Consider the following 18899-nt stretch of genomic DNA (forward strand, 5'->3'; position numbering starts at 1 on the left):
TTCTTCTTACCCGCACCGAGCTGCGGTCGGCACTGCGCCCTCGGGCTTAAGCACATCGTCTGCGAGTGTCGCACAAGACTTGCGCGCCGGATGGCTGCAACAGAGAACGCAACGCTGCACAGCGCCGCGGCAGCGCACTGGCCAGACGATGCAAAGCTTTCCAATTGTTTAGGATTATCAACGGATAGTGCTGTTTACACGCGAACTTGGCGTGTATTATACAACGCATTGGAACCCTGCGATTGCCCCATAATTCGTAGCTGAGGGCATACGAGCCGACACGAGACAAAATGAAAAAGTCCCGGCCGATCCTCTGGCTTCTGACCGTCGCGGCCGTGGCCTTCGCGGGCTACTATGGTTGGCAGAAATTCGGGCCCGAGGCTGCAAAGACACAGACTGCCCAAAAAGGTCCACCCCGCCCGCCCGCAGTCCCCGTGAGCGTTGCGCCGGTTCAGAAGGTCGACTTCCCGGTTTACCTGACCGGTCTCGGCACGGTTCAGGGCTTCAACACCGTCCAGGTCCGCAGCCGGGTGGATGGTCAGATCGACAAACTCGCCTTCAGGGAAGGCCAGATCGTCCAGCAGGGTGAGCTCCTGGTCTCGATCGATCCCCGCCCCTATCAAGCCACGCTCGATCAGGCCAAGGCCAAGAAGGCGCAGGACGAGGCGAGCCTCGCCAACGCAAATCTCGAACTCCAGCGCGCCATGAAGCTCGGCGAATTCGCGACTGCGCAGCGCGTCGATACCCAGCGCACCACCGTCGCCCAGCTCACCGCCCAGATTGCCGCCGATGAAGCCGCGATGGCCAACGCCCAGACCCAGCTCGACTACACGCAGATCAAGGCGCCGATCACGGGCGTGGCAGGGCTCCGCCAGGTCGACGTGGGCAACATCGTCAACGCCTCGACGCAGACGGGCATCGTCACGATCTCCCAGGTCGAGCCGATCACCGTCATCTTCACGGCACCGGAAGACCAGCTCCCCTATATCAGCGAAGGCCAGCGGGCCGGTGCGCTCAAGGTGATCGCCTTCACGACCGACGGCAAGAAGACGCTGGCCGAGGGCAAGCTCGCGGTCATCAACAATCAGGTCGACACCACCAGCGGGACCATCCGGCTCAAGGCGGTGTTCGACAACAAGGACCACACGCTCTGGCCCGGCCAGTCGGTTTCGACGCGGCTTCTGGTGCGGACGCTGAAGGATGCGACCGTGGTTCCCGATGATGCTGTCCAGCATTCGACCAACGGCCTGTACGCTTATACCGTCAATCAGGACAACAAGGCCGAAGTGCACAAGATCAAGGTCAGCTACGGCATCGACGGGCGGTCGGTCATCGAGGAGGGCCTGAGCCCCGGGCAGCAGGTCATCACCGGCGGCCAGTTCAAGGTGCAGCCCGGAAGTCTCGTCTCGACAGCGGTGGCGAGCTCGGATCCGGCCCAGAACAAGGTTCGACAGGAATGACCGAGGGCGGGATTTCGGCACCTTTCATCCGTTATCCCATCGGCACGTCGCTGCTGATGGCCGGCATCCTTTTCGTCGGCCTCGTCGCCTACCCCCTACTCCCGGTCGCGCCGCTGCCGCAGGTGGATTTCCCGACCGTCCAGATCACGGCCAACCTGCCCGGCGGCAGCCCGGAGACGATGGCCTCCTCGGTGGCGCAGCCGCTCGAACGGCAATTCGCCCAAATCCCCGGCATCGCCCAGATGACCTCGACGAGCTATCTGGGCACGGCGTCGATCACCATCCAGTTCGACCTCAACCGCAGCATCGACGGCGCCGCCAACGACGTCCAGGGTGCGATCAACGCAGCCAGCGGCCAGCTGCCGAAGAACCTGCCCTCGCCGCCGACCTACCGGAAGGTCAACCCGGCGGACGCCCCGATCCTGCTGCTGTCGGCAACCTCCGAGACGCTGCCGTTGACCAGCGTCAGCGACGCCGTCGATGCCCAGCTCGCCCAGCAGATCAGCCAGCTTTCGGGCGTCGCGCAGGTCTTCATCGGCGGCCAGCAGAAACCGTCGATCCGCATTCAGGTCGATCCCGGCAAGCTTGTGGCAAAGGGCCTCTCTCTGGAAGACGTGCGCAGCGCGATCGCGATCACCACGGTCGACAGCCCCAAGGGCAATATCGACGGCGAGAAGCGCGCCTACACGATCTACGCCAACGACCAGCTCACGCACTCGAAGGACTGGAACGACGTCATCATCGCCTATCGCAACGGCGGTCCGTTGCGTATCCGTGACATCGGCCAGGCGGTCAGCGCCGCCGAAGACGCCAAGCAGGCGGCCTGGGCCAACGGCAAGCGCGGCGTGTTCCTGGTGATCTTCAAGCAGCCCGGCGCCAACGTCATCGAGACCGTCGACCGCATCAAGGCCACCCTGCCCCGGCTTGTGGCTGCTATTCCCCCTGCAATCAAGATTGAGCTGATCAGCGACCGCACCACGACGATCCGTGCCGCAGTCGAAGATGTGCAATTCACCCTGCTGCTGACCATCGCGCTCGTGGTCATGGTCATTTTCATCTTCCTGCGCAGCTTCTGGGCAACCGTCATTCCAACGATAACAGTGCCATTGGCGCTATTGGGCGCGTGCGCCCTGATGTGGGTGGTCGGCTATTCGCTCGACAATCTGTCGCTCATGGCGCTCACCATTGCGGTCGGATTCGTGGTCGACGACGCCATCGTGATGCTCGAGAACATCACGCGCTACATCGAAGAAGGCGATTCCCCGATGGTGGCCGCTTTCAAGGGCTCCAAGGAAATCGGCTTCACGATCGTTTCGATCAGCATCTCGCTGGTCGCGGTGCTGATCCCCCTGCTGCTGATGGGCGGCATCATCGGGCGCCTGTTCCGCGAGTTCGCCGTGGTGCTCGCCATGACCATCTTCGTCTCGATGTTCGTGTCGCTGACGCTGACGCCGATGATGGCCTCGCGGTTCCTGCGCGCGCATGGCGAGGTGACCCACGGCAAATTCTACCAATGGAGCGAGCGCGCCTTCGACGGACTGCTGCGCGGCTACGAATACGTGCTCGATCATGCCCTGGCCTGGCGCCGCACCACGCTGGCGATCTTCTTCGTCACGCTGGGATTGTCGATCTACCTGTTCGTCCTGATCCCGAAGGGCTTCTTCCCGCAACAGGACGTCGGCCTTATCACGGCCACATCCGAAGCCTCGCAGGACATTTCGTTCAGGGAGATGCAGCAGCGCCAGGTCGAGCTCGGCAAGATCGTGATGGCGGACCCTGACGTCGCCACGATTGCGATGAACATCGGCGGCAGCGGCCGCGCCGGCAACAACGGCAACATGTTCATCACGCTGAAGCCGCGTAGCGAGCGCGAGGCATCGGCCCAGCAGATCATCGCCCGGCTGCGTCCCAAGCTGGAGAAGGTGCCCGGTGCCCGCCTCTACATGCAGGCGGCCCAGGACGTCCGGCTCGGCGGCCGGCCGACCCGTACGCAGTTCGAATTCACCCTGCAGGACGCCGACCTCGCCGAGCTCAACGACTGGGCGCCTAAAATCCTCTCCAAGATGCAGACGTTGCCGCAGCTGCGCGACGTCGCGACCGACCAGCAGACGCAGGGCACCACCGTCCAGCTCAAGATCAACCGCGACACCGCCTCGCGCTACGGCATCCAGCCGCAGGTGATCGACGACACGCTGTACGACGCCTTCGGACAGCGGCAGGTCACGCAGTATTTCACTCAGCTCAACACCTACAAGGTGATCCTCGAAGTCCTGCCGGAAATGCAGGGCAGTCTCGAGACATTGAACAAGCTCTATCTGAAATCGCCGCTGACCGGCGAACAGGTGCCGCTGTCGACCTTCGCGACCTGGACCACCGATCCGGTCCGCCCGCTCTCGATTAGCCACCAGGGCCAGTTCCCGGCGATCACGATCAGCTTCAACCTCGCCCAGGGCATCGCGCTCGGCCAGGCGACAGAGGCCGTGCAGAAGGCGATGGCCGATCTCGGAACGCCGCCGACACTCAATTCCAGCTTCCAGGGCACCGCGCAGGCGTTCCAGCAGTCGCTCGGCACCGTGCCGCTGCTGATCCTCGCCGCGCTGGTCGTTGTCTATCTGATCCTCGGCATCCTCTATGAGAGCTACATCCATCCGATCACGATCCTGTCGACCCTGCCCTCGGCCGGCGTCGGCGCACTCGCGATCCTGATGGCCGCCGGTTTCGACTTCAGCCTCATTGCTCTGATCGGAATCATTCTCCTGATCGGCATCGTGAAGAAGAACGGCATCATGATGGTCGACTTCGCGATCGCCGCCGAACGCGACGAGCACAAGACGCCGGAGGAATCGATCCGCCAGGCCGCGCTGCTGCGCTTTCGGCCCATCATGATGACGACGATGGCCGCGCTGCTCGGCGGCGTGCCGCTGATGCTCGGTCACGGCACCGGGGCCGAGATCCGCCAGCCGCTCGGCTACGCCATGGTCGGCGGTCTGATCGTCAGCCAGGCGCTGACGCTGTTCACCACGCCGGTGGTCTATCTCTATCTCGACGAGCTCAACAACTGGTTCTCGGGCTGGGGCCGTCCGGGTGACGGTGACAGCCACGAGACGGTCGAGCACGGCACCGTCAAGGAAGCCGCCGAGTAAGCTTGCGCGGCGTCTCCCGCGACGCTACAGCGAGGCCCCGGTTCACGCCACGTGGTTTCGCCATGCCCATGCAATCGCGATTTGTCGCCCTCACCACCGCGGTCCTGTTGTCGATGGGGGCCTCCTATGCGCAGCAAGGCGCGAAGAAGAACGCAGCTTCCCCCGCCCCGGCGGCACAGCCCTCGCCCGCTCCGACCCAAGCCCAGGCTGACGGCGCTCCCGCGCAGCAGGCCGGCTGGATCGTGCGCTGCACCAGCGTGAGCCGCGATGCGCCGCTCGAATGCGCGATGGAGCAGAACGCGGTGCTGACCAAGACCGGCCAGACCATCGTCCTCGTCAACATCCGCATCGCGCCCGACACCCGCACGCCGGTGGCACTGCTGCAATTGCCGCTCGGCCTCAATCTTCCGGTCGGCGCCAAGCTTCAGGTCGACGACGGCAAGACGGTCGACCTCCAGATCCAGACCTGCGAGAATCGCGGTTGTTACGCCTCGACCCCGATCGCGGCCGAGCTGCTCGCGTCCTTGCGGTCAGGCAAGCAGCTCAAGGTCTCCTTCCAGAACATGGCCAAGGAGACGATCGCGATCCCGATGCCGCTCGGCGACTTCGCGGCAGCTTACGACAAGATCAAGTAGCTGGCCGCTCGCTACTGTCGCGCCATCCCGCTGTCAGCCGATGACGTCGCTCGCCCGGAGCAGCGTCGTGAAGCCGCCGTAGATCATGCGCTTGCCGTCGAACGGCATGCCCTCCAGCTTCAGCCGCGGATCTGCCATCACCTTCTTGTTGACGGCATCGCGGGTCTCCCGGTCGCGGTAGACGATCCAGGCAAACACCACGACTTCGTCCTCCTTCGCGATCACCGCGCGCGGAAAGGAGGTGAGCTCCCCATAGGGAACGTCGTCAGCGATGCATTCGACATAATCGAGCGCACCGTGCTCCATCCAGAGCGCGCAGGCGGTCGTCGCCAGCGTCTTGTACGCCTCGATGTTGTCCTTCGGCACGGCAAGCACGAAACCATCGACATAGGGCATCACGGATCTCCTTGGATTATGTGACCCAAGGACGATCGAGACCGCGGCGATCCGACCGCGAGATACGATTCCAGGATGAGGCAAACCGTCGCGAGCGGTGAGCGTCCAACGGACCTCACCCTGCCGAGCGGCATACCGAGAGAGCTAATGGAAAAGTGCCCGGAACTGGCTGGGGAACCTGGATTCGAACCAAGACAAACAGAGTCAGAGTCTGTTGTGCTACCGTTACACCATTCCCCAACGGAATAGTCAAACAATTCAATCACTTGCTGACTTGTTCGACTGTTGCCGGAAGCGCGTTTGGCGCAAATCACAGCTCAGGCGTGGCAGGGTTCTACCCGCTCGTCCCCGGGCTGGCAAGCGCTCCCGTGGATGTGCCCCTCTCCTCAAAGCGGGAGCGGGCGATTGAGCGTCACCGTCGATGCCATGCGCACGCAGATGCCGGCCTTCTGCCACGACACGCTGCCGCGACTGATGCAGTTGACGGGCCAGGCGCAAGACCTCGCGATGGAGACGGGATTGACGCGCTGAACGCGGCGCGAGACCTTTCGAGCATTGTTGTGAAGGGAATTTCGCAACCTATATCTGGGGCACCCTGCCGAACCTGATCTCCCTTGAGAAAATCCGTGCTGATACTTTTGCTGCTGGTCTTCATGCCGATCGGGATTTCGGCCGCTCGTTATTTCTGGGTCGGGGATGGCCGCGGAAATTGGCAGACCGCAGATCGCTCCAGCGCCGGCTTGCTGCCTCCTGCCGCCTCGCATCCTGACGCCCTGATCCGCGTCTACGCCGCACGAACGGTACGGTGGAGAAGCATATTCGCGGTCCACACCTGGATTGTCCTGAAGGAGAAGGATGCAACAAATTATAGCCGTTATGACTACACGGCTTGGGGGGAACCGATCCGCAGCAACGGGTTCGTCCCCGACGGCCGCTGGTTCGGGGCCATGCCGGAAACCGTCGTCGCCATCGACGGCGTGAAGGCGCAATCCCTGATTCCCAAGATCCGATACGTCGTCGAGAACTACAGGTTTCGGGCCTATGGCGATTACAGCGCTTGGCCGGGTCCGAATTCGAACACCTTCGTTCAAGCCGCTTTGGACGCCGTGCCCGAGCTTCAGGCGGTTCTGCCGCCGACTGCCATTGGCAAGGACTATCCCTATTCCGGACGTTGGATCGGCTTGACCGCTTCCCGCACCGGCTTCTACGCCTCGCTCTCGGGCTACCTCGGCCTTACGCTCGGCTGGGTCGAAGGTCTTGAGATCAACTTCTTCGGCGCTGTGTTTGGCTTCGATGTTCGGCGCCCCGCGGTCAAGCTGCCTGGCATCGGGCGTCTTGGTGTTGCCGCCGGCCTATGAGGTCAGCCGAGACGATGCCTCGCTAGACGACGATGCGGTCGAAGTCGGCGGCGATCCGGGTGTTCGGAAAGATCTTCGCCGCCTCCGCCAAGATCTCGTCGTCCTTGTACCGTCCCGACATGTGGGTCAGCACGAGTTGGCGGACGTTGTTGGCGGCAGCGAAGGCGGCCGCTTCGGCCGCGGTGAGATGGCCGTAATCCCGCGCGGTTGCGGCGTCGCGATCGAGGAAGGTCGCCTCGATCACCAGCAGATCGGCGTCAGCAACGGAGTTGGACAGTCCGTCGGTGGTTTCGGTGTCACCGATCACGACGAGCCTCTTGCCGCCGCTCGGCGGGCCCAGAACGTCCTCCGGATCGATCGTTCGATCGGCGATCACGACCGACCGTCCTGCAGCCAGTTCGCCGCGCACGGGACCATCCGGGATGCCAAGCGCCGCAAGGCGATCGGGCCGAAGGTGGCGACGTGCGGGACTTTGGAACACAAAGCCAAAGCTGTCGGTGTCGCGGTGGCGGACCGGAAAGCTGGCGATGGTGAAGTCGCCGGCGTCGATGACCTGTCCTTCGTCTAGGGCAGCGAACTCGACCGCGATCGGCGCCCTGCCCGCGCCCCAGATTCCCGCCAGCATCCGGATGACGATGTCGAGCGTGCCCTGCCCGCCATGAATCGTCATGACGTCGGCGCTCTGCCGCAAGCCCAAGGTTGAAAAGAGACCGGGGATGCCGAGCACGTGATCGAGATGGGCGTGTGTCAGCAGGATACGTTCGAGCCGCCGAAAGCCCGATCCGCTCCTCAAGAGCTGGCGCTGCGTACCCTCGCCGCAATCGACCAGGACGCGCTTGCCCGCGGCTTCGACCAGGAGCGCCGGATGGTTGCGCTCCACTGAGGGAACGCTGGCCGAGGTTCCGAGAAAAGTCAGGGCGAACATGGTCGTGGCGTGTCCGGCGGTGGACGGTCTCACCGCCCCCAATGCCACGCGAGCAGCAGCGCGTACAGACCCATCGACGCGGCATAAAGCGTGGCAAGCAATGCATAGCCTGCGATCTGGCGGCTGATCGCCGCCTTCGGCGTGACCCACCAGTCGAGCGCCCTGAATGCGGCGGGCACCAGCCACCACCCGAGCAGCTGGGTGCTGACGAGATTGCCGACGAAGAGCGATAGCCAGACCGGTACGCCGTGTCCGTCGATCAGGGGCGCGCTGACAAAAACGCCCCAGAGATAGACGACGGGATAGAGCACCAGGAGAACGATGAGGTTGCTCTTCCAGATCAGGCTTGGGCTCTGCTCCGGCGCCTGGGCCTTCCCGGCCGGGAACCAGAAGTTGAACCCGTAGCTCGCCCGCTTCACGTTCATGCCGGCGTTGAATCGTTCGCCTTCCCTCAGCAGCGTCTGCCGCAACGGCGAGTCGAGCCATGCATTGAGGTTGGCATCGCCGTCGAACGTCAGGATGACGATCCACTCGTCGTGAAGGCCCGGAATCGGCCGCTCGATCTTGTGGCGCAAAAATCCCTTGAACTCGGCCTCCGCGGCCTGGATGCGCTGCTGCCATTTGAGAAACGCGTCTTCGAGTCCATCCGGCACGTTGAAGGAGATGACCGCGGAGACTGCACTGTCACGCTGGACGCCGCTGTCGGGCAGGATATGGACGTCCTCCGAACCGACGAAGAAGCGCTGCATCTCGCCGATCAGGCGCGCCCGCTCCTTGCTTTGAAGCCAGGCGCGCGCTGCAGCCGGGCTTGCGAAACGCAGGATCGTCACCCAGTCGACATGGGCCGGCGGCCGCGGCGGCACCACCTCCTGGCCCAGGAATCCGGGCCAGGCCTTGAGCACCTCGCCGACCTCGCCGTTCCAGCGCGCGAACGCCGCAAAGCCGTCATCCGCGATGCGGCGCTGGATGACAAGGGCGACCGGCTGTCCGGCCGTATCGGGAGATGGGCTCATCGGCAGCCGTCCGGTTCAGTTCTTCTTGTAGAGGCGCTTGCCCATCACCCAGGTCTCGTCGACGCAGCGATCGTCGCCGACCATCATGACCGCGAACAGCATGCTCGCAGCTTCGTCAATCGTGCGCGGGCCGCCGCCATCGGCGATCAGCGACTGGTGCCACGCTTGCGCGACTTGCCCCCCATTCGGATCGAGCGCGACGAAATCAGCCTCCTTGCCGGGCTCGAAATTGCCGAGCTTGTCGTCGATATAGAGGCCTTCGGCGCCGCCGAGCGTGATCGACCAGAAGCCACGATAGGGCGAGAGCTTATTGCGCTCGGCCTCGGCGAGGTCCTTCCGGGTGGGATCAATGCTGCCGTCGAGAAGCGTGTTGTTGCACATGCCGACCTTGTAGGCGTCGTCGAGCACGGAGATCATCGAGAAGCGGTTGCCGCCGCCGACATCGGTACCGAACGACATCTTGACCCGGTGCTCCGGATCGGTGGCGCGGCCGAGGCGGAACAGGCCGCTGCCAAGGAACAGGTTCGAGCACGGGCAGAACACCACCGCCGCGCCCTTCTTCGACATGCGGCGGAACTCGTTGTTCGAGAGATAGACGCCGTGACCACCGGAGAATTTCGGACCGACCAAGTCGAACTTCTCGTAGACGCCGAGATAGTCCTGGCAGTCCGGGTGCTCGACCAGCACGCCGCTGCATTCGGCCGGGTTCTCGGAGATGTGGGTGTTGACCCAGCAGTCCGGATGCTCGTGCTTGAGGCGCTGACAGGCTTTGAGCAGCTCCGGCGAGGCGCCGAAGGCGAAGCGCGGCGTGATGGCGTAGAGGTTGCGGCCCTTGTCGTGGTACTGCGCGATCAGCCGCTTGCTGTCCCGATAGAAATTCTCCGGCGTATCGATGAAATCGGCCGGCGCGTTGCGGTCGATGCCGGTGAGGCCCGCGATGACGCGCATGTTGCGGCGGGCCGCTTCCTCGAACAATTCCTCCGTCGACACAGGCGAGGAGCTCGTGAAGGCCTGGCAGGTGGTGGTGCCGGACGCCAGCAGCGCGTCGAGGAAGCGCTTGACGCCCTCGCGTGCGTAGTCGCGATCCCGGTATTTGAGCTCTTCCGGATAGACCCACTTCTGGAGCCACGGCAGGAGCTGCTCGCCATAAGCACCTAACACCCGGGTCTGCGGCAGATGGATGTGGCCGTCGATGAAGCCGGGGACGATGATGCGGTCCTTGATGTGGGAGATCTCAACGCCGGGATGCGCAGCAGCGATCGTGTCGTAGGGACCGAACGCTTTGATGACCCCGTCGCTGACGACCATGAGGCCGTCCTGGTGAAAGCGCGCGGCAGCCTGCTCGTTGCCGACGTGCTTCCAGGGATCGTCGACGAAATCGAAGAACGTGCCGCGAATACCGACAGTGGTCATGAATGGGTTCCTTCCTCAGGTCTGTGTGGCGTGGCGCACCGACGGCAGCGAGATCGCGAGCAGCGGGCCCGCAACAGCGCAGAGGCCGAGATAGAGCCATCCGATCGGCGCCTGCGTCGTCTCGGGCAATACCGCCGTGATCGCCATGGCGCCGCTCACCGCGAGATAGCAGAGCGCGCTGATGAGACCACCGATCAGGCCGTGGTCGCGCGCGAACAGGCCGAGCGCCATGCCGTACATCATCGGACACAGCACGCCGCAGCCGCCGAGCACCAGCGCACCGCCGATCGTGATCGACGCAAAGTCGAGGCCGAGGGTCATACCGGTTGCGGCCAAGACCCCAGCGCCGGAGAGAAGCAGCGCGAAGGCGCCGAAGCCCAGCACGCGCGCCGGCATGAAGCGCGCAAAATGCGCGCAGCCGAGTTCGCCGGCGAGATTGACGCCGCCAAGGCCAAGCGCGACGAGGCCGTAGATGGCCGCGGAGTAACCGAGGCCCGTCTGGTAGAAGAACGGTGCGACGACGCCGAACGCGAGCTGCGCGCTGGCCGCCGCGGCGAACACCAGCACGAAAGCCAGGAAGCCCGGTCGCACAACCGCTTCGCGGACAATGCCGGCGGTCCGGCGCGGATCGAACGGTGCGCGCCGATCCGCAGGCAGCGTCTCGGGCAGACAAAACGCGACGATGGCGGCCACGATCGCCGCAGCGACGGCGATGATGACGAAGACGCCGCGCCAAGAGGTCAGCTCGACGATGAAGCCGCCGGCGGCCGGCGCAAGCACGGGCGCGAGACCCCACGCAGCGCCAAGCAGGCCGGAGATCGCCGTGAGCTCACGACCGCGAAAGCAGTCGGCCGCAACGGCATAGGCGACGACGAGACATGTGCAGCCGCCGACGCCTTGCAGGAAGCGCAAGCCAAGCAGCAGCGATGAGCTGGTGGCGAGCGCGCAGGCGATGCTCATCGCGACGAGCACGGACAGGCCTGCGAGCAGGACGTTGCGGCGACCGAGCGTGTCGGAGGCGATGCCGACCGGCACCAGCGCCAGACTCATGCCGAGCATATAGGCGGTGACGGTGTTCTGCATCGAGGCCGCGTCAGTGGCGAGATCCACCACCATCTGCGGCAGGCCGGGCGTATAAGCATCGAGCGGGATTTGGCTGAACGGCACGACGCACAGCAGGATGGGCAAGATCCCACCCCTCGCGCGCCCGGCGTCCGAAGCGAGTGCTGTCATGATTACGCCCCTCGATTCCCGCCGGCCCCGTCTTTTCGCGCGCGCAATGTGAGGCGACGATGCGGGTTGCGGACATTGTCGCGCGGAACGTGCCAGAACTGTATGTAGAAACTCTTAGGAGCATCCATAAAGCGCCTGATGCCCGGCCGTCGCGTCCCAAAACAAAAATGCGAAAACAACCCCATGCACAGTACAAATCGTTGAAGAATTCAGCTTGGGCGACTGAGCCCGAGGCCTTTGACACGACGGGCAAAACAGCGGCACGATTGCATGATCGCCCGCTCGAGTTTGCCCCGCACCGGAGCCGTTAACCGATCGGAAGGCATGACTGTTTCGGATCGGAATGTGGAGGTCTCTCATGCAGAAAGCCGCAGGCGCTGCTGACTTGGATTGCGGCTCGATCAGCACAGTGATGAGCGCCCTGCGCGCACGCAAGCTGTCTGCCTCGGAGCTGCTCGAACATACGATCGCGCGGATCGAGCCGCTGGACGGGCAGATCAACGCCATCATCGTTCGCGATTTCGATCGGGCAAGAGACGCGGCGCGGGCCGCCGATGCCGCGCTTGCGCGCGGCGAGCGGCTGCCATTGCTCGGCATTCCCGTGACCCTCAAGGAGCCGTTCAACGTCGCGGGCCTGCCGACCACCTGGGGCTTTCCGCATTTCAGGGATTTCCAACCGGGCGAAGATGCCCTCGTGGTCTCGCGGTTGAAGGCGGCGGGTGCCGTCATCATCGGCAAGACCAACATCCCGATCGGGCTGCGCGATTTCCAGAGCTACAACGAGATCTACGGGACCACCAACAATCCGTGGAATCTCGGCCGATCGCCCGGCGGCTCCTCGGGCGGATCGGGTGCGGCGCTGGCCGCAGGCTTCGGTCCGCTCTCGATCGGCTCGGATATCGGCGGCTCGATCCGGGTCCCTGCGCATTTCTGCGGCGTGTTCGGACACAAGCCGAGCCTCGGCCTTGTCCCGCTGCGCGGATACAGTCTGCCGCCAGCACCACCCGTCCCTGGTCAGGGCGATCTGGCTGTCGTCGGACCGATGACCCGCACCGCCTCGGACCTCGCATTGGCGCTGGACGTAATCGCCGGCCCCGACGAGACCCGCGACGGGATCGGCTATCGCCTCGCGCTGCCCGCCCCGCGGCATGACGATCTCAGGGACTTCAGGATCCTCGTGATCGATACCCATCCATTGATGCCGACGGGTAACGAAGTGCGTTCAGCCATTGGGCGATTGGCCGACCGGCTGGGCAGATCGGCCGCGCGGGTCGCGCGCACGAGCCCATCGCTGCCCGATCTCGCCGGCTCCGCGCGGCTCTACATGAAACTGTTGAACGGAGCGCGAAGTCCGCGCCTGACACCCGCAGCCCTCGCGGACGCACAAGAAGTTGCCGCAGCACTCGCGCCCGACGACCGCAGCCTGCAGGCCGAGCGCGCCCGCGGCTGGGGCATGCTCCATCGTGAATGGCTCGCGATCGACGCGGCCCGCCTGCAGCTCCAACAGAGGTGGCATCAGCTGTTCCGCGAATTCGACGCGGTGATCTATCCGGCCGCAGCAGTGCCGGCCTTTCCGCAGGACCAGTCCGAACCGTTCGAGGCGCGGCAACTGGACATCGATGGCAAGCTCTACAATTACGCCGACGCGTGCTTCATCTGGGCCGACCCCGCCTCGACGTGCGGACTTCCTGCAACTGCCGTTCCGATCGAGCGCACGCCTTCGGGTCTGCCGATCGGCGTCCAGATCATCGGCCCCTATCTCGAAGACCGCACGACGATTGCACTGGCCGGACTGATCGAACGCGAGTTCGGTGGATTCGTCGCGCCGCCGGGGCTGTCTGCAATGCAATCCGCGAGATAACAAAAGCTGATTACGTTCTGTCGGCCGACTGCGCCTCGACCGCCTGCACGGCGACATCAGCCACCTGTCGCAACGCTTCGCGATCCGCGCCGGATGAGGCCATGACGCCCATGCCGACTGACACCGCCAGAACATAGCGCGCCAGCGCGGCTGGATCGGAGCTCGGTTTCAGATCGCCTTCGGCCTTGGCGCGGATAAAGCGGTCGCGGAGCTGGTCTTCGTTCTCCGCCCGGCGGGCGGCTAGCTCGAAGGGGACGTTCTCGGAGCCGCTGCCGCAGGCAATGCCGCCCTGCACGAGCAGGCAGCCGGGCGGATTGGCGGGATCGGTCTGCTTCTCGGCGATGCCCATCAGCATCCGCTCGGCAACTTCGCGGGCGGTGGCGGCGCCGATCACCTCATCCATCCAGGAACCGCGCAGCTTGGTGTAGCGGTCGAGCGCGGCTTTGAGCAGGCCTTCCTTGTTGCCGAAACAGGCATAGAGGCTCGGGGGATTGATGCCCATGGCCTCGGTCAGCTGAGCGATGGTGGCGCCTTCATAGCCATGGCGCCAAAACACTTCCATCGCCTGGTCCAACGCAATTTCGGCATCGAATTCGCGGGGGCGTCCCATGCCCATGTGCCTGTCTCCTCGGAATCGGCGTCCTGTATCGGCCCAACGCCTGATCCTATCTATTTGTTCTATCTTTCTTTTTCTTGTGTCTTCCCATTGTCGCGGTATCGACGTACAATTTTCTTAGCGAATGATACATAAGTATCTTGCAATGCGGTATCCAGGTCACATCTGTAGTGAACACTACATATCTGGAGCGCGCAAATGCACCCCGCCCAACATACCTCCCGCGTCGGCCATCTTCGCCGCCTCCTCGGTGGCATCGCCGTCGTTGGCGTCCTTGCCGTGGCCGGTACGATCGCAGCTGGCCACTATTTTCGAGCCGCCCAGGCAACCGCAGCGGCCGCCCCCGCTGAGCAGGCGGTGCCCGTCACCGTCGCCATGATCGAGCCGCGGCAGACCGCGCTGTGGGACGACTTCTCCGGCCGATTGGAGGCCATCAATCGCGTCGAGCTCCGCCCTCGCGTCGCCGGTGCGATCCTTGCGACCAAGTTCACTGAAGGCGCGCTGGTGAAGGCCGGCGACGTCCTGTTCAAGATCGACCCGGCGCCTTACGCGGCGGAGGTCGACAAGGCCAACGCCCAGCTCGAGGCGGCGAAGGCGCGCGTGGTGTTCACCACCAACGAGGTCGAACGCGGCGCGCAGCTCGTCGGCAACGCCGTCGTTACACGGCGCGATTTCGATCAGCGCGAGAACGCCAACCGCGAAGCGATAGCCAATGTGAAGGCGGCCGAGGCAACGCTGCAGGCCGCAAAGCTCAACCTCGACTACACCGTTGTGCGCGCGCCCGTGGACGGCCGCGTCGGCAAGATCGAAGTCACCGTCGGCAATCTCGTCGCGGCCGGCACCGCCTCCCCGGTGCTGACCTCGCTGGTTTCGGTCAATCCGATCTATGCGTCGTTCGATGCGGATGAGGAAATCGTGCTGCGTGCGCTGAACTCGATCGCGGACGCCACAGGCGAGCGCGGCAAGCTCGACCAGATTCCGGTGGAGATGACGACCTCCGGTGGTCTCTCGGCGAAAGGCCACATCCAGCTGATCGATAACCAGGTCAACGGCCAGAGCGGCACGATCCGTGTCCGCGCGGTCTTCCAGAACGAGGACGGGCGTCTCATCCCCGGCCAATTCGCCCGCGTGCGCATGGGTCAGCCGAAGCAGCAGTCGCTGGTGATGATCGACGAGCGCGCGATCGGCACCGACCAGGACAAGAAGTTCGTGATGGCGGTCGGCGACGACAGCCGCGCAGTCTACCGGTCGGTCACGCTCGGCGGCGTCGTGGACGGATTGCGCATCGTGACCGGGGGCCTGAAGCCAGGCGACCGCATCGTCGTCAACGGCCTGCAGCGCGTCCGTCCGGGCGCATTGCTCAAGACCGAGGTCGCCGCAATGGGTGCGCGTGGGCAGCAAGCCGCTTCCAACCACGGCAACCAGGACGTGGCGCAACGCTGACACTTTTCGTCATCTCGGGGCGGGCGTAGCGAACGCGGCGCGCAATTGCGCACCTGAGGATCTCGAAGTCTAGGAAACTCCGATCATCTCACCTCTGGATTCCGGGTTCGCGCGCGATGCGCGCGCCCCGGAATGACGGAGGAGTTGGCGGAGAACCGCACGATATTGCCCAGGGGCAAGGCCATGAATCTCTCAAAGTTCTTCATTGATCGTCCGATTTTTGCAGGCGTTCTCTCGGTCCTGATCTTCCTCGCCGGCCTGATCTCGCTGTTTGCGATGCCGATCTCGGAATATCCCGACGTGGTACCGCCGTCCGTGCTCGTTCGCGCGACCTATCCCGGCGCCAATCCCAAGGTGATCGCGGAAACGGTGGCGACGCCGATCGAGGAGCAGATCAACGGCGTAGAGAACATGCTCTACATGTCGAGCCAGGCGACCACCGACGGCGCGATGACGCTGACGGTGACGTTCCGGCTCGGCACCGACCCCGACAAGGCCACCCAGCTGGTGCAGAACCGCGTGCAGCAGGCCGAGCCGCGCCTGCCCGCCGTGGTGCGCCAGCTCGGCATCATCACCAAGAAGTCGTCGCCCGATCTCACCATGGTCGTTCACCTGCTGTCGCCGAACGGCCGCTACGACATGACGTATTTGCGCAACTACGCGGTGCTCAACGTCAAGGATCGGTTGGCGCGGATCGACGGCGTCGGCGACGTGCAGCTTTATGGTGCCGGCGACTATTCGATGCGGGTCTGGGTCGATCCGCAGAAGGCGGCCGAGCATGGGCTGACAGCGAGCGACATCGTGAGGGCGATTCAGGCGCAGAACGTCGAGGCCGCCGCCGGCGTGGTCGGCTCCTCTCCGAACGTCGCGGGCATCGATCTCCAGCTTTCCGTCAACGCAGAAGGCCGGCTCGCGAACGAGGACCAGTTCGGCGACATCGTGGTCAAGACCGGCACACGCGGCGAAGTGGTGCGGCTGCGGGATGTCGCGCGCATCGAGCTGGGGGCCTCCGAATACGGCCTGCGCTCGCTGCTCGACAACAAGCAGGCGGTCGCGATCCCGATCTTCCAGGCCCCCGGCTCCAACGCGCTTCAGATCTCCGACAATGTCCGGGCCACCATGGCGGAGATCAAGAAGAACATGCCCGAGGGCGTGTCCTTCCAGATCGTCTACGACCCCACCCAGTTCGTGCGCTCCTCGATCGAGGCGGTGATCCACACGCTGCTGGAGGCGATCGCGCTGGTGGTGCTGGTCGTCATCCTGTTCCTGCAGACCTGGCGCGCCTCGATCATCCCGCTGCTGGCCGTGCCGGTGTCGATCGTCGGCACGTTTGCCGTGATGCACGCGTTCGGCTTCTCCATCAACGCGCTGAGCCTGTTTGGCCTCGTGCTCGCGATCGGCATCGTCGTCGACGACGCCATCGTCGTGGTCGAGAACGTGGAGCGCAACATCGAGGCCGGGCTGTCGCCGCGCGATGCCACTTACCAGGCGATGCGCGAGGTGTCGGGACCGATCATCGCGATCGCCATGGTGCTGATCGCGGTGTTCGTGCCGCTCGCCTTCATCTCCGGCCTCACCGGGCAGTTCTACAAGCAGTTCGCACTGACGATCGCGATCTCGACCGTGATCTCGGCCGTCAACTCGCTGACGCTGTCGCCCGCGCTGTCGGCGCTGCTGCTTAGGGGACACAACGAGCCGAAGGATCGCCTGACGCTGATCCTGGAAAAGAGCCTTGGCTGGTTCTTCCGCGGCTTCAACAAGGCTTTTACCCGCTCCTCGGAAAAGTACGGCGGCAGCGTCACCAGGGTCATCTCGGGCAAGGCCGCGGTGATGGGCCTCTACGCCGTCATGGTCGGCCTCACCGTCCTCTTGTTCCAGCAGGTGCCGAGCGGCTTCGTGCCGGGCCAGGACAAGCAATATCTGGTCGGCTTCGCCCGCCTGCCCGATGGTGCCACGCTCGACCGCAGCGAGGAAGTGATCCGCAAGATGAGCGACATCGCGCTGACCCAGCCCGGTGTCGAGAGCTCGGTGGCCTTCCCCGGCCTGTCGATCTCCGGCTTCACCAACTCGTCCAACGCCGGCATCGTGTTCTCGACATTGAAACCGTTCGAAGAACGCAAGGATGCGGCCCTGAGCGGGAACGCAATTGCGGCCGAGCTGAACAAGAAATATGCCGGCATCCAGGAAGCCTTCATCGCCATGTTCCCGCCGCCGCCGGTCAACGGCCTCGGCACCATCGGCGGCTTCAAGCTGCAGATCGAGGACCGCGCCGGGCTCGGCTACGAGGCCCTGAACGAAGCGACGAAGGCCTTCATGGCGGCGATGCAGAAGGCGCCGGAGATCGCGGGCGTGTTCTCGAGCTTCCAGGTCAACGTGCCCCAGCTATTCGCCGACATCGATCGCACCAAGGCGCTGCAGCTTGGCGTGCCCGTCACGGAGGTGTTCAACACGCTCCAGATTTACCTTGGCTCCTACTACGTGAATGACTTCAACAAGTTTGGCCGCACCTATTCCGTCCGCGTCCAGGCCGACGCACCGTTCCGCGCACGGGCCGACGACATCCGGCAGCTCAAGGTCCGCTCCTCCTCCGGCGACATGGTGCCGTTGTCCGCGCTGCTGACAATCCGGCAGAGCGCGGGGCCGGAGCGCGCGATCCGCTACAACGGGTTCCTGTCGTCAGACATCAACGCGGCGGCTGCACCCGGCTTCTCATCGGGCCAGGCACAGGAGGCGGCGACGCGGATTGCGGCGGAGGTGCTGCCGCCGGGCTTTGCCTTCGAATGGACCGACCTGACCTATCAGGAGTTCATCGCCGGCAATTCCGGCCTCTGGGTGTTCCCGCTGGCGATCCTGTTGGTGTTCCTGGTGCTGGCGGCGCTGTACGAGAGCCTGACGCTGCCGCTCTCGATCATCATGATCGTGCCGATGGGCCTGCTCGCCGCGATGTTCGGCGTCTGGATCTCGAAGGGAGACAACAACGTCTTCACCCAGATCGGGCTTATCGTCCTTGTGGGACTCTCGGCCAAGAACGCGATCCTGATCGTCGAATTCGCGCGTGAGCTTGAATTCGCAGGCCGCACGCCGATCAGGGCCGCGATCGAGGCGAGTCGGCTGCGGCTGCGCCCGATCCTGATGACGTCGATGGCGTTCATCATGGGCGTGCTGCCGCTGGTGCTCTCAACCGGCGCCGGCTCGGAGATGCGGCGCGCGATGGGCGTTGCCGTGTTCTCCGGCATGATCGGCGTCACCGTGTTCGGCCTGTTCCTGACGCCGGTGTTCTACGTGCTGCTGCGGACCGTCACCGGCATGAAGCCGCTGACGCACCACGGCAGCGACACCAGCGCGGCGCCGGTCCAGAGCGCAAGCCATTAGACCAGGGAAATCCCCGAGAGCAGCAACAGGA

14 protein-coding genes and 1 tRNA gene are annotated in these 18899 nt (G+C 64.4%); 8 read left to right on the forward strand and 7 right to left on the reverse strand.

Annotated features, from left to right (window positions below):
* Positions 1-290: 290 nt before the first annotated feature.
* The 3 genes from IVB28_RS18640 (at position 291) to IVB28_RS18650 (ending at position 5238) form a co-directional block, all read left to right on the forward strand.
* Complete coding sequence (locus IVB28_RS18640; RefSeq protein ID WP_247528032.1) at positions 291-1460, forward strand: efflux RND transporter periplasmic adaptor subunit; 1170 nt, start codon at positions 291-293, stop codon at positions 1458-1460.
* Positions 1457-4603 (forward strand): multidrug efflux RND transporter permease subunit, encoded by a 3147-nt coding sequence (locus IVB28_RS18645; protein ID WP_247528033.1) that lies wholly within the window; start codon positions 1457-1459, stop codon positions 4601-4603. The genes IVB28_RS18640 and IVB28_RS18645 overlap by 4 nt, the downstream gene beginning before the upstream one ends.
* A gap of 62 nt (positions 4604-4665) precedes the next feature.
* Positions 4666-5238 carry an invasion associated locus B family protein gene (locus tag IVB28_RS18650; protein WP_247528034.1) on the forward strand — a complete coding sequence of 191 codons (573 nt, stop codon included), beginning with the start codon at positions 4666-4668 and terminating at the stop codon, positions 5236-5238.
* Positions 5239-5271: 33 nt separating this feature from the next.
* Here the strand turns inward: IVB28_RS18650 and IVB28_RS18655 are convergent, their stop codons facing one another.
* The gene (locus tag IVB28_RS18655; RefSeq protein ID WP_247528035.1) at positions 5272-5634 is read right to left on the reverse strand and encodes a DUF1428 family protein; all 363 of its coding nucleotides are present in this window, start codon (positions 5632-5634) and stop codon (positions 5272-5274) included.
* A gap of 166 nt (positions 5635-5800) precedes the next feature.
* Positions 5801-5874 (reverse strand) — tRNA-Gln (locus IVB28_RS18660).
* A 165-nt stretch (positions 5875-6039) separates the two neighbouring features.
* On the opposite strand from IVB28_RS18660, the gene IVB28_RS29425 reads away from it, so the two are divergent.
* Complete coding sequence (locus tag IVB28_RS29425) at positions 6040-6165, forward strand: hypothetical protein (protein WP_256466993.1); 126 nt, start codon at positions 6040-6042, stop codon at positions 6163-6165.
* 95 nt (positions 6166-6260) lie between these two features.
* Positions 6261-6992 (forward strand): DUF3750 domain-containing protein, encoded by a 732-nt coding sequence (locus tag IVB28_RS18665; protein ID WP_247528598.1) that lies wholly within the window; start codon positions 6261-6263, stop codon positions 6990-6992.
* 22 nt (positions 6993-7014) lie between these two features.
* Here IVB28_RS18665 and rnz read toward each other — a convergent pair whose 3' ends face one another.
* Genes rnz through IVB28_RS18685 form a run of 4 tightly spaced genes read right to left on the reverse strand, consistent with a single transcriptional unit; the run spans position 7015 to position 11531 of the window.
* Complete coding sequence (gene rnz, locus IVB28_RS18670) at positions 7015-7917, reverse strand: ribonuclease Z (protein ID WP_247528036.1); 903 nt, start codon at positions 7915-7917, stop codon at positions 7015-7017.
* Between the two features lie 29 nt (positions 7918-7946).
* The gene (locus IVB28_RS18675; RefSeq protein WP_247528037.1) at positions 7947-8930 is read right to left on the reverse strand and encodes an antibiotic biosynthesis monooxygenase; all 984 of its coding nucleotides are present in this window, start codon (positions 8928-8930) and stop codon (positions 7947-7949) included.
* A gap of 15 nt (positions 8931-8945) precedes the next feature.
* Positions 8946-10343, reverse strand: a complete 1398-nt coding sequence (gene guaD, locus IVB28_RS18680; RefSeq protein WP_247528038.1) for a guanine deaminase — start codon at positions 10341-10343, stop codon at positions 8946-8948.
* 15 nt (positions 10344-10358) lie between these two features.
* The gene (locus IVB28_RS18685) at positions 10359-11531 is read right to left on the reverse strand and encodes a multidrug effflux MFS transporter (RefSeq protein WP_247528039.1); all 1173 of its coding nucleotides are present in this window, start codon (positions 11529-11531) and stop codon (positions 10359-10361) included.
* Between the two features lie 403 nt (positions 11532-11934).
* Between IVB28_RS18685 and IVB28_RS18690 the strand changes: the two genes are divergently transcribed.
* Positions 11935-13437: an amidase gene (locus IVB28_RS18690; RefSeq protein ID WP_247528040.1), complete on the forward strand. Its 1503-nt coding sequence runs from the start codon at positions 11935-11937 to the stop codon at positions 13435-13437.
* A gap of 10 nt (positions 13438-13447) precedes the next feature.
* Here the strand turns inward: IVB28_RS18690 and IVB28_RS18695 are convergent, their stop codons facing one another.
* Positions 13448-14053 carry a TetR/AcrR family transcriptional regulator gene (locus IVB28_RS18695; RefSeq protein WP_247528041.1) on the reverse strand — a complete coding sequence of 202 codons (606 nt, stop codon included), beginning with the start codon at positions 14051-14053 and terminating at the stop codon, positions 13448-13450.
* A 198-nt stretch (positions 14054-14251) separates the two neighbouring features.
* Here IVB28_RS18695 and IVB28_RS18700 point away from each other — a divergent pair, with 198 nt between their 5' ends.
* The gene (locus tag IVB28_RS18700; protein WP_247528042.1) at positions 14252-15496 is read left to right on the forward strand and encodes an efflux RND transporter periplasmic adaptor subunit; all 1245 of its coding nucleotides are present in this window, start codon (positions 14252-14254) and stop codon (positions 15494-15496) included.
* 183 nt (positions 15497-15679) lie between these two features.
* A complete protein-coding gene (locus tag IVB28_RS18705) occupies positions 15680-18868 on the forward strand; it encodes a multidrug efflux RND transporter permease subunit (protein WP_247528043.1) in 3189 nt (1062 codons plus the stop codon).
* The last annotated feature ends 31 nt before the right edge of the window (positions 18869-18899 follow it).

It is taken from the genome of Bradyrhizobium sp. 199 (assembly GCF_023073355.1).
Classification (GTDB): domain Bacteria; phylum Pseudomonadota; class Alphaproteobacteria; order Rhizobiales; family Xanthobacteraceae; genus Bradyrhizobium.

Excerpts from the sequence above, each read along its gene's own strand:
- IVB28_RS18645 (WP_247528033.1), top strand. The coding sequence starts at position 1,457 with ATGACCGAGGGCGGGATTTCGGCACCTTTCATCCGTTATCCCATCGGC.
- IVB28_RS18650 (WP_247528034.1), top strand. The coding sequence starts at position 4,666 with ATGCCCATGCAATCGCGATTTGTCGCCCTCACCACCGCGGTCCTGTTG.
- IVB28_RS18705 (WP_247528043.1), top strand. The coding sequence starts at position 15,680 with ATGAATCTCTCAAAGTTCTTCATTGATCGTCCGATTTTTGCAGGCGTT.
- IVB28_RS18695 (WP_247528041.1), bottom strand. The coding sequence starts at position 14,053 with ATGGGCATGGGACGCCCCCGCGAATTCGATGCCGAAATTGCGTTGGAC.
- IVB28_RS18655 (WP_247528035.1), bottom strand. The coding sequence starts at position 5,634 with ATGCCCTATGTCGATGGTTTCGTGCTTGCCGTGCCGAAGGACAACATC.
- IVB28_RS18690 (WP_247528040.1), top strand. The coding sequence starts at position 11,935 with ATGCAGAAAGCCGCAGGCGCTGCTGACTTGGATTGCGGCTCGATCAGC.
- IVB28_RS18640 (WP_247528032.1), top strand. The coding sequence starts at position 291 with ATGAAAAAGTCCCGGCCGATCCTCTGGCTTCTGACCGTCGCGGCCGTG.
- guaD (WP_247528038.1), bottom strand. The coding sequence starts at position 10,343 with ATGACCACTGTCGGTATTCGCGGCACGTTCTTCGATTTCGTCGACGAT.
- IVB28_RS18700 (WP_247528042.1), top strand. The coding sequence starts at position 14,252 with ATGCACCCCGCCCAACATACCTCCCGCGTCGGCCATCTTCGCCGCCTC.
- IVB28_RS18675 (WP_247528037.1), bottom strand. The coding sequence starts at position 8,930 with ATGAGCCCATCTCCCGATACGGCCGGACAGCCGGTCGCCCTTGTCATC.
- rnz (WP_247528036.1), bottom strand. The coding sequence starts at position 7,917 with ATGTTCGCCCTGACTTTTCTCGGAACCTCGGCCAGCGTTCCCTCAGTG.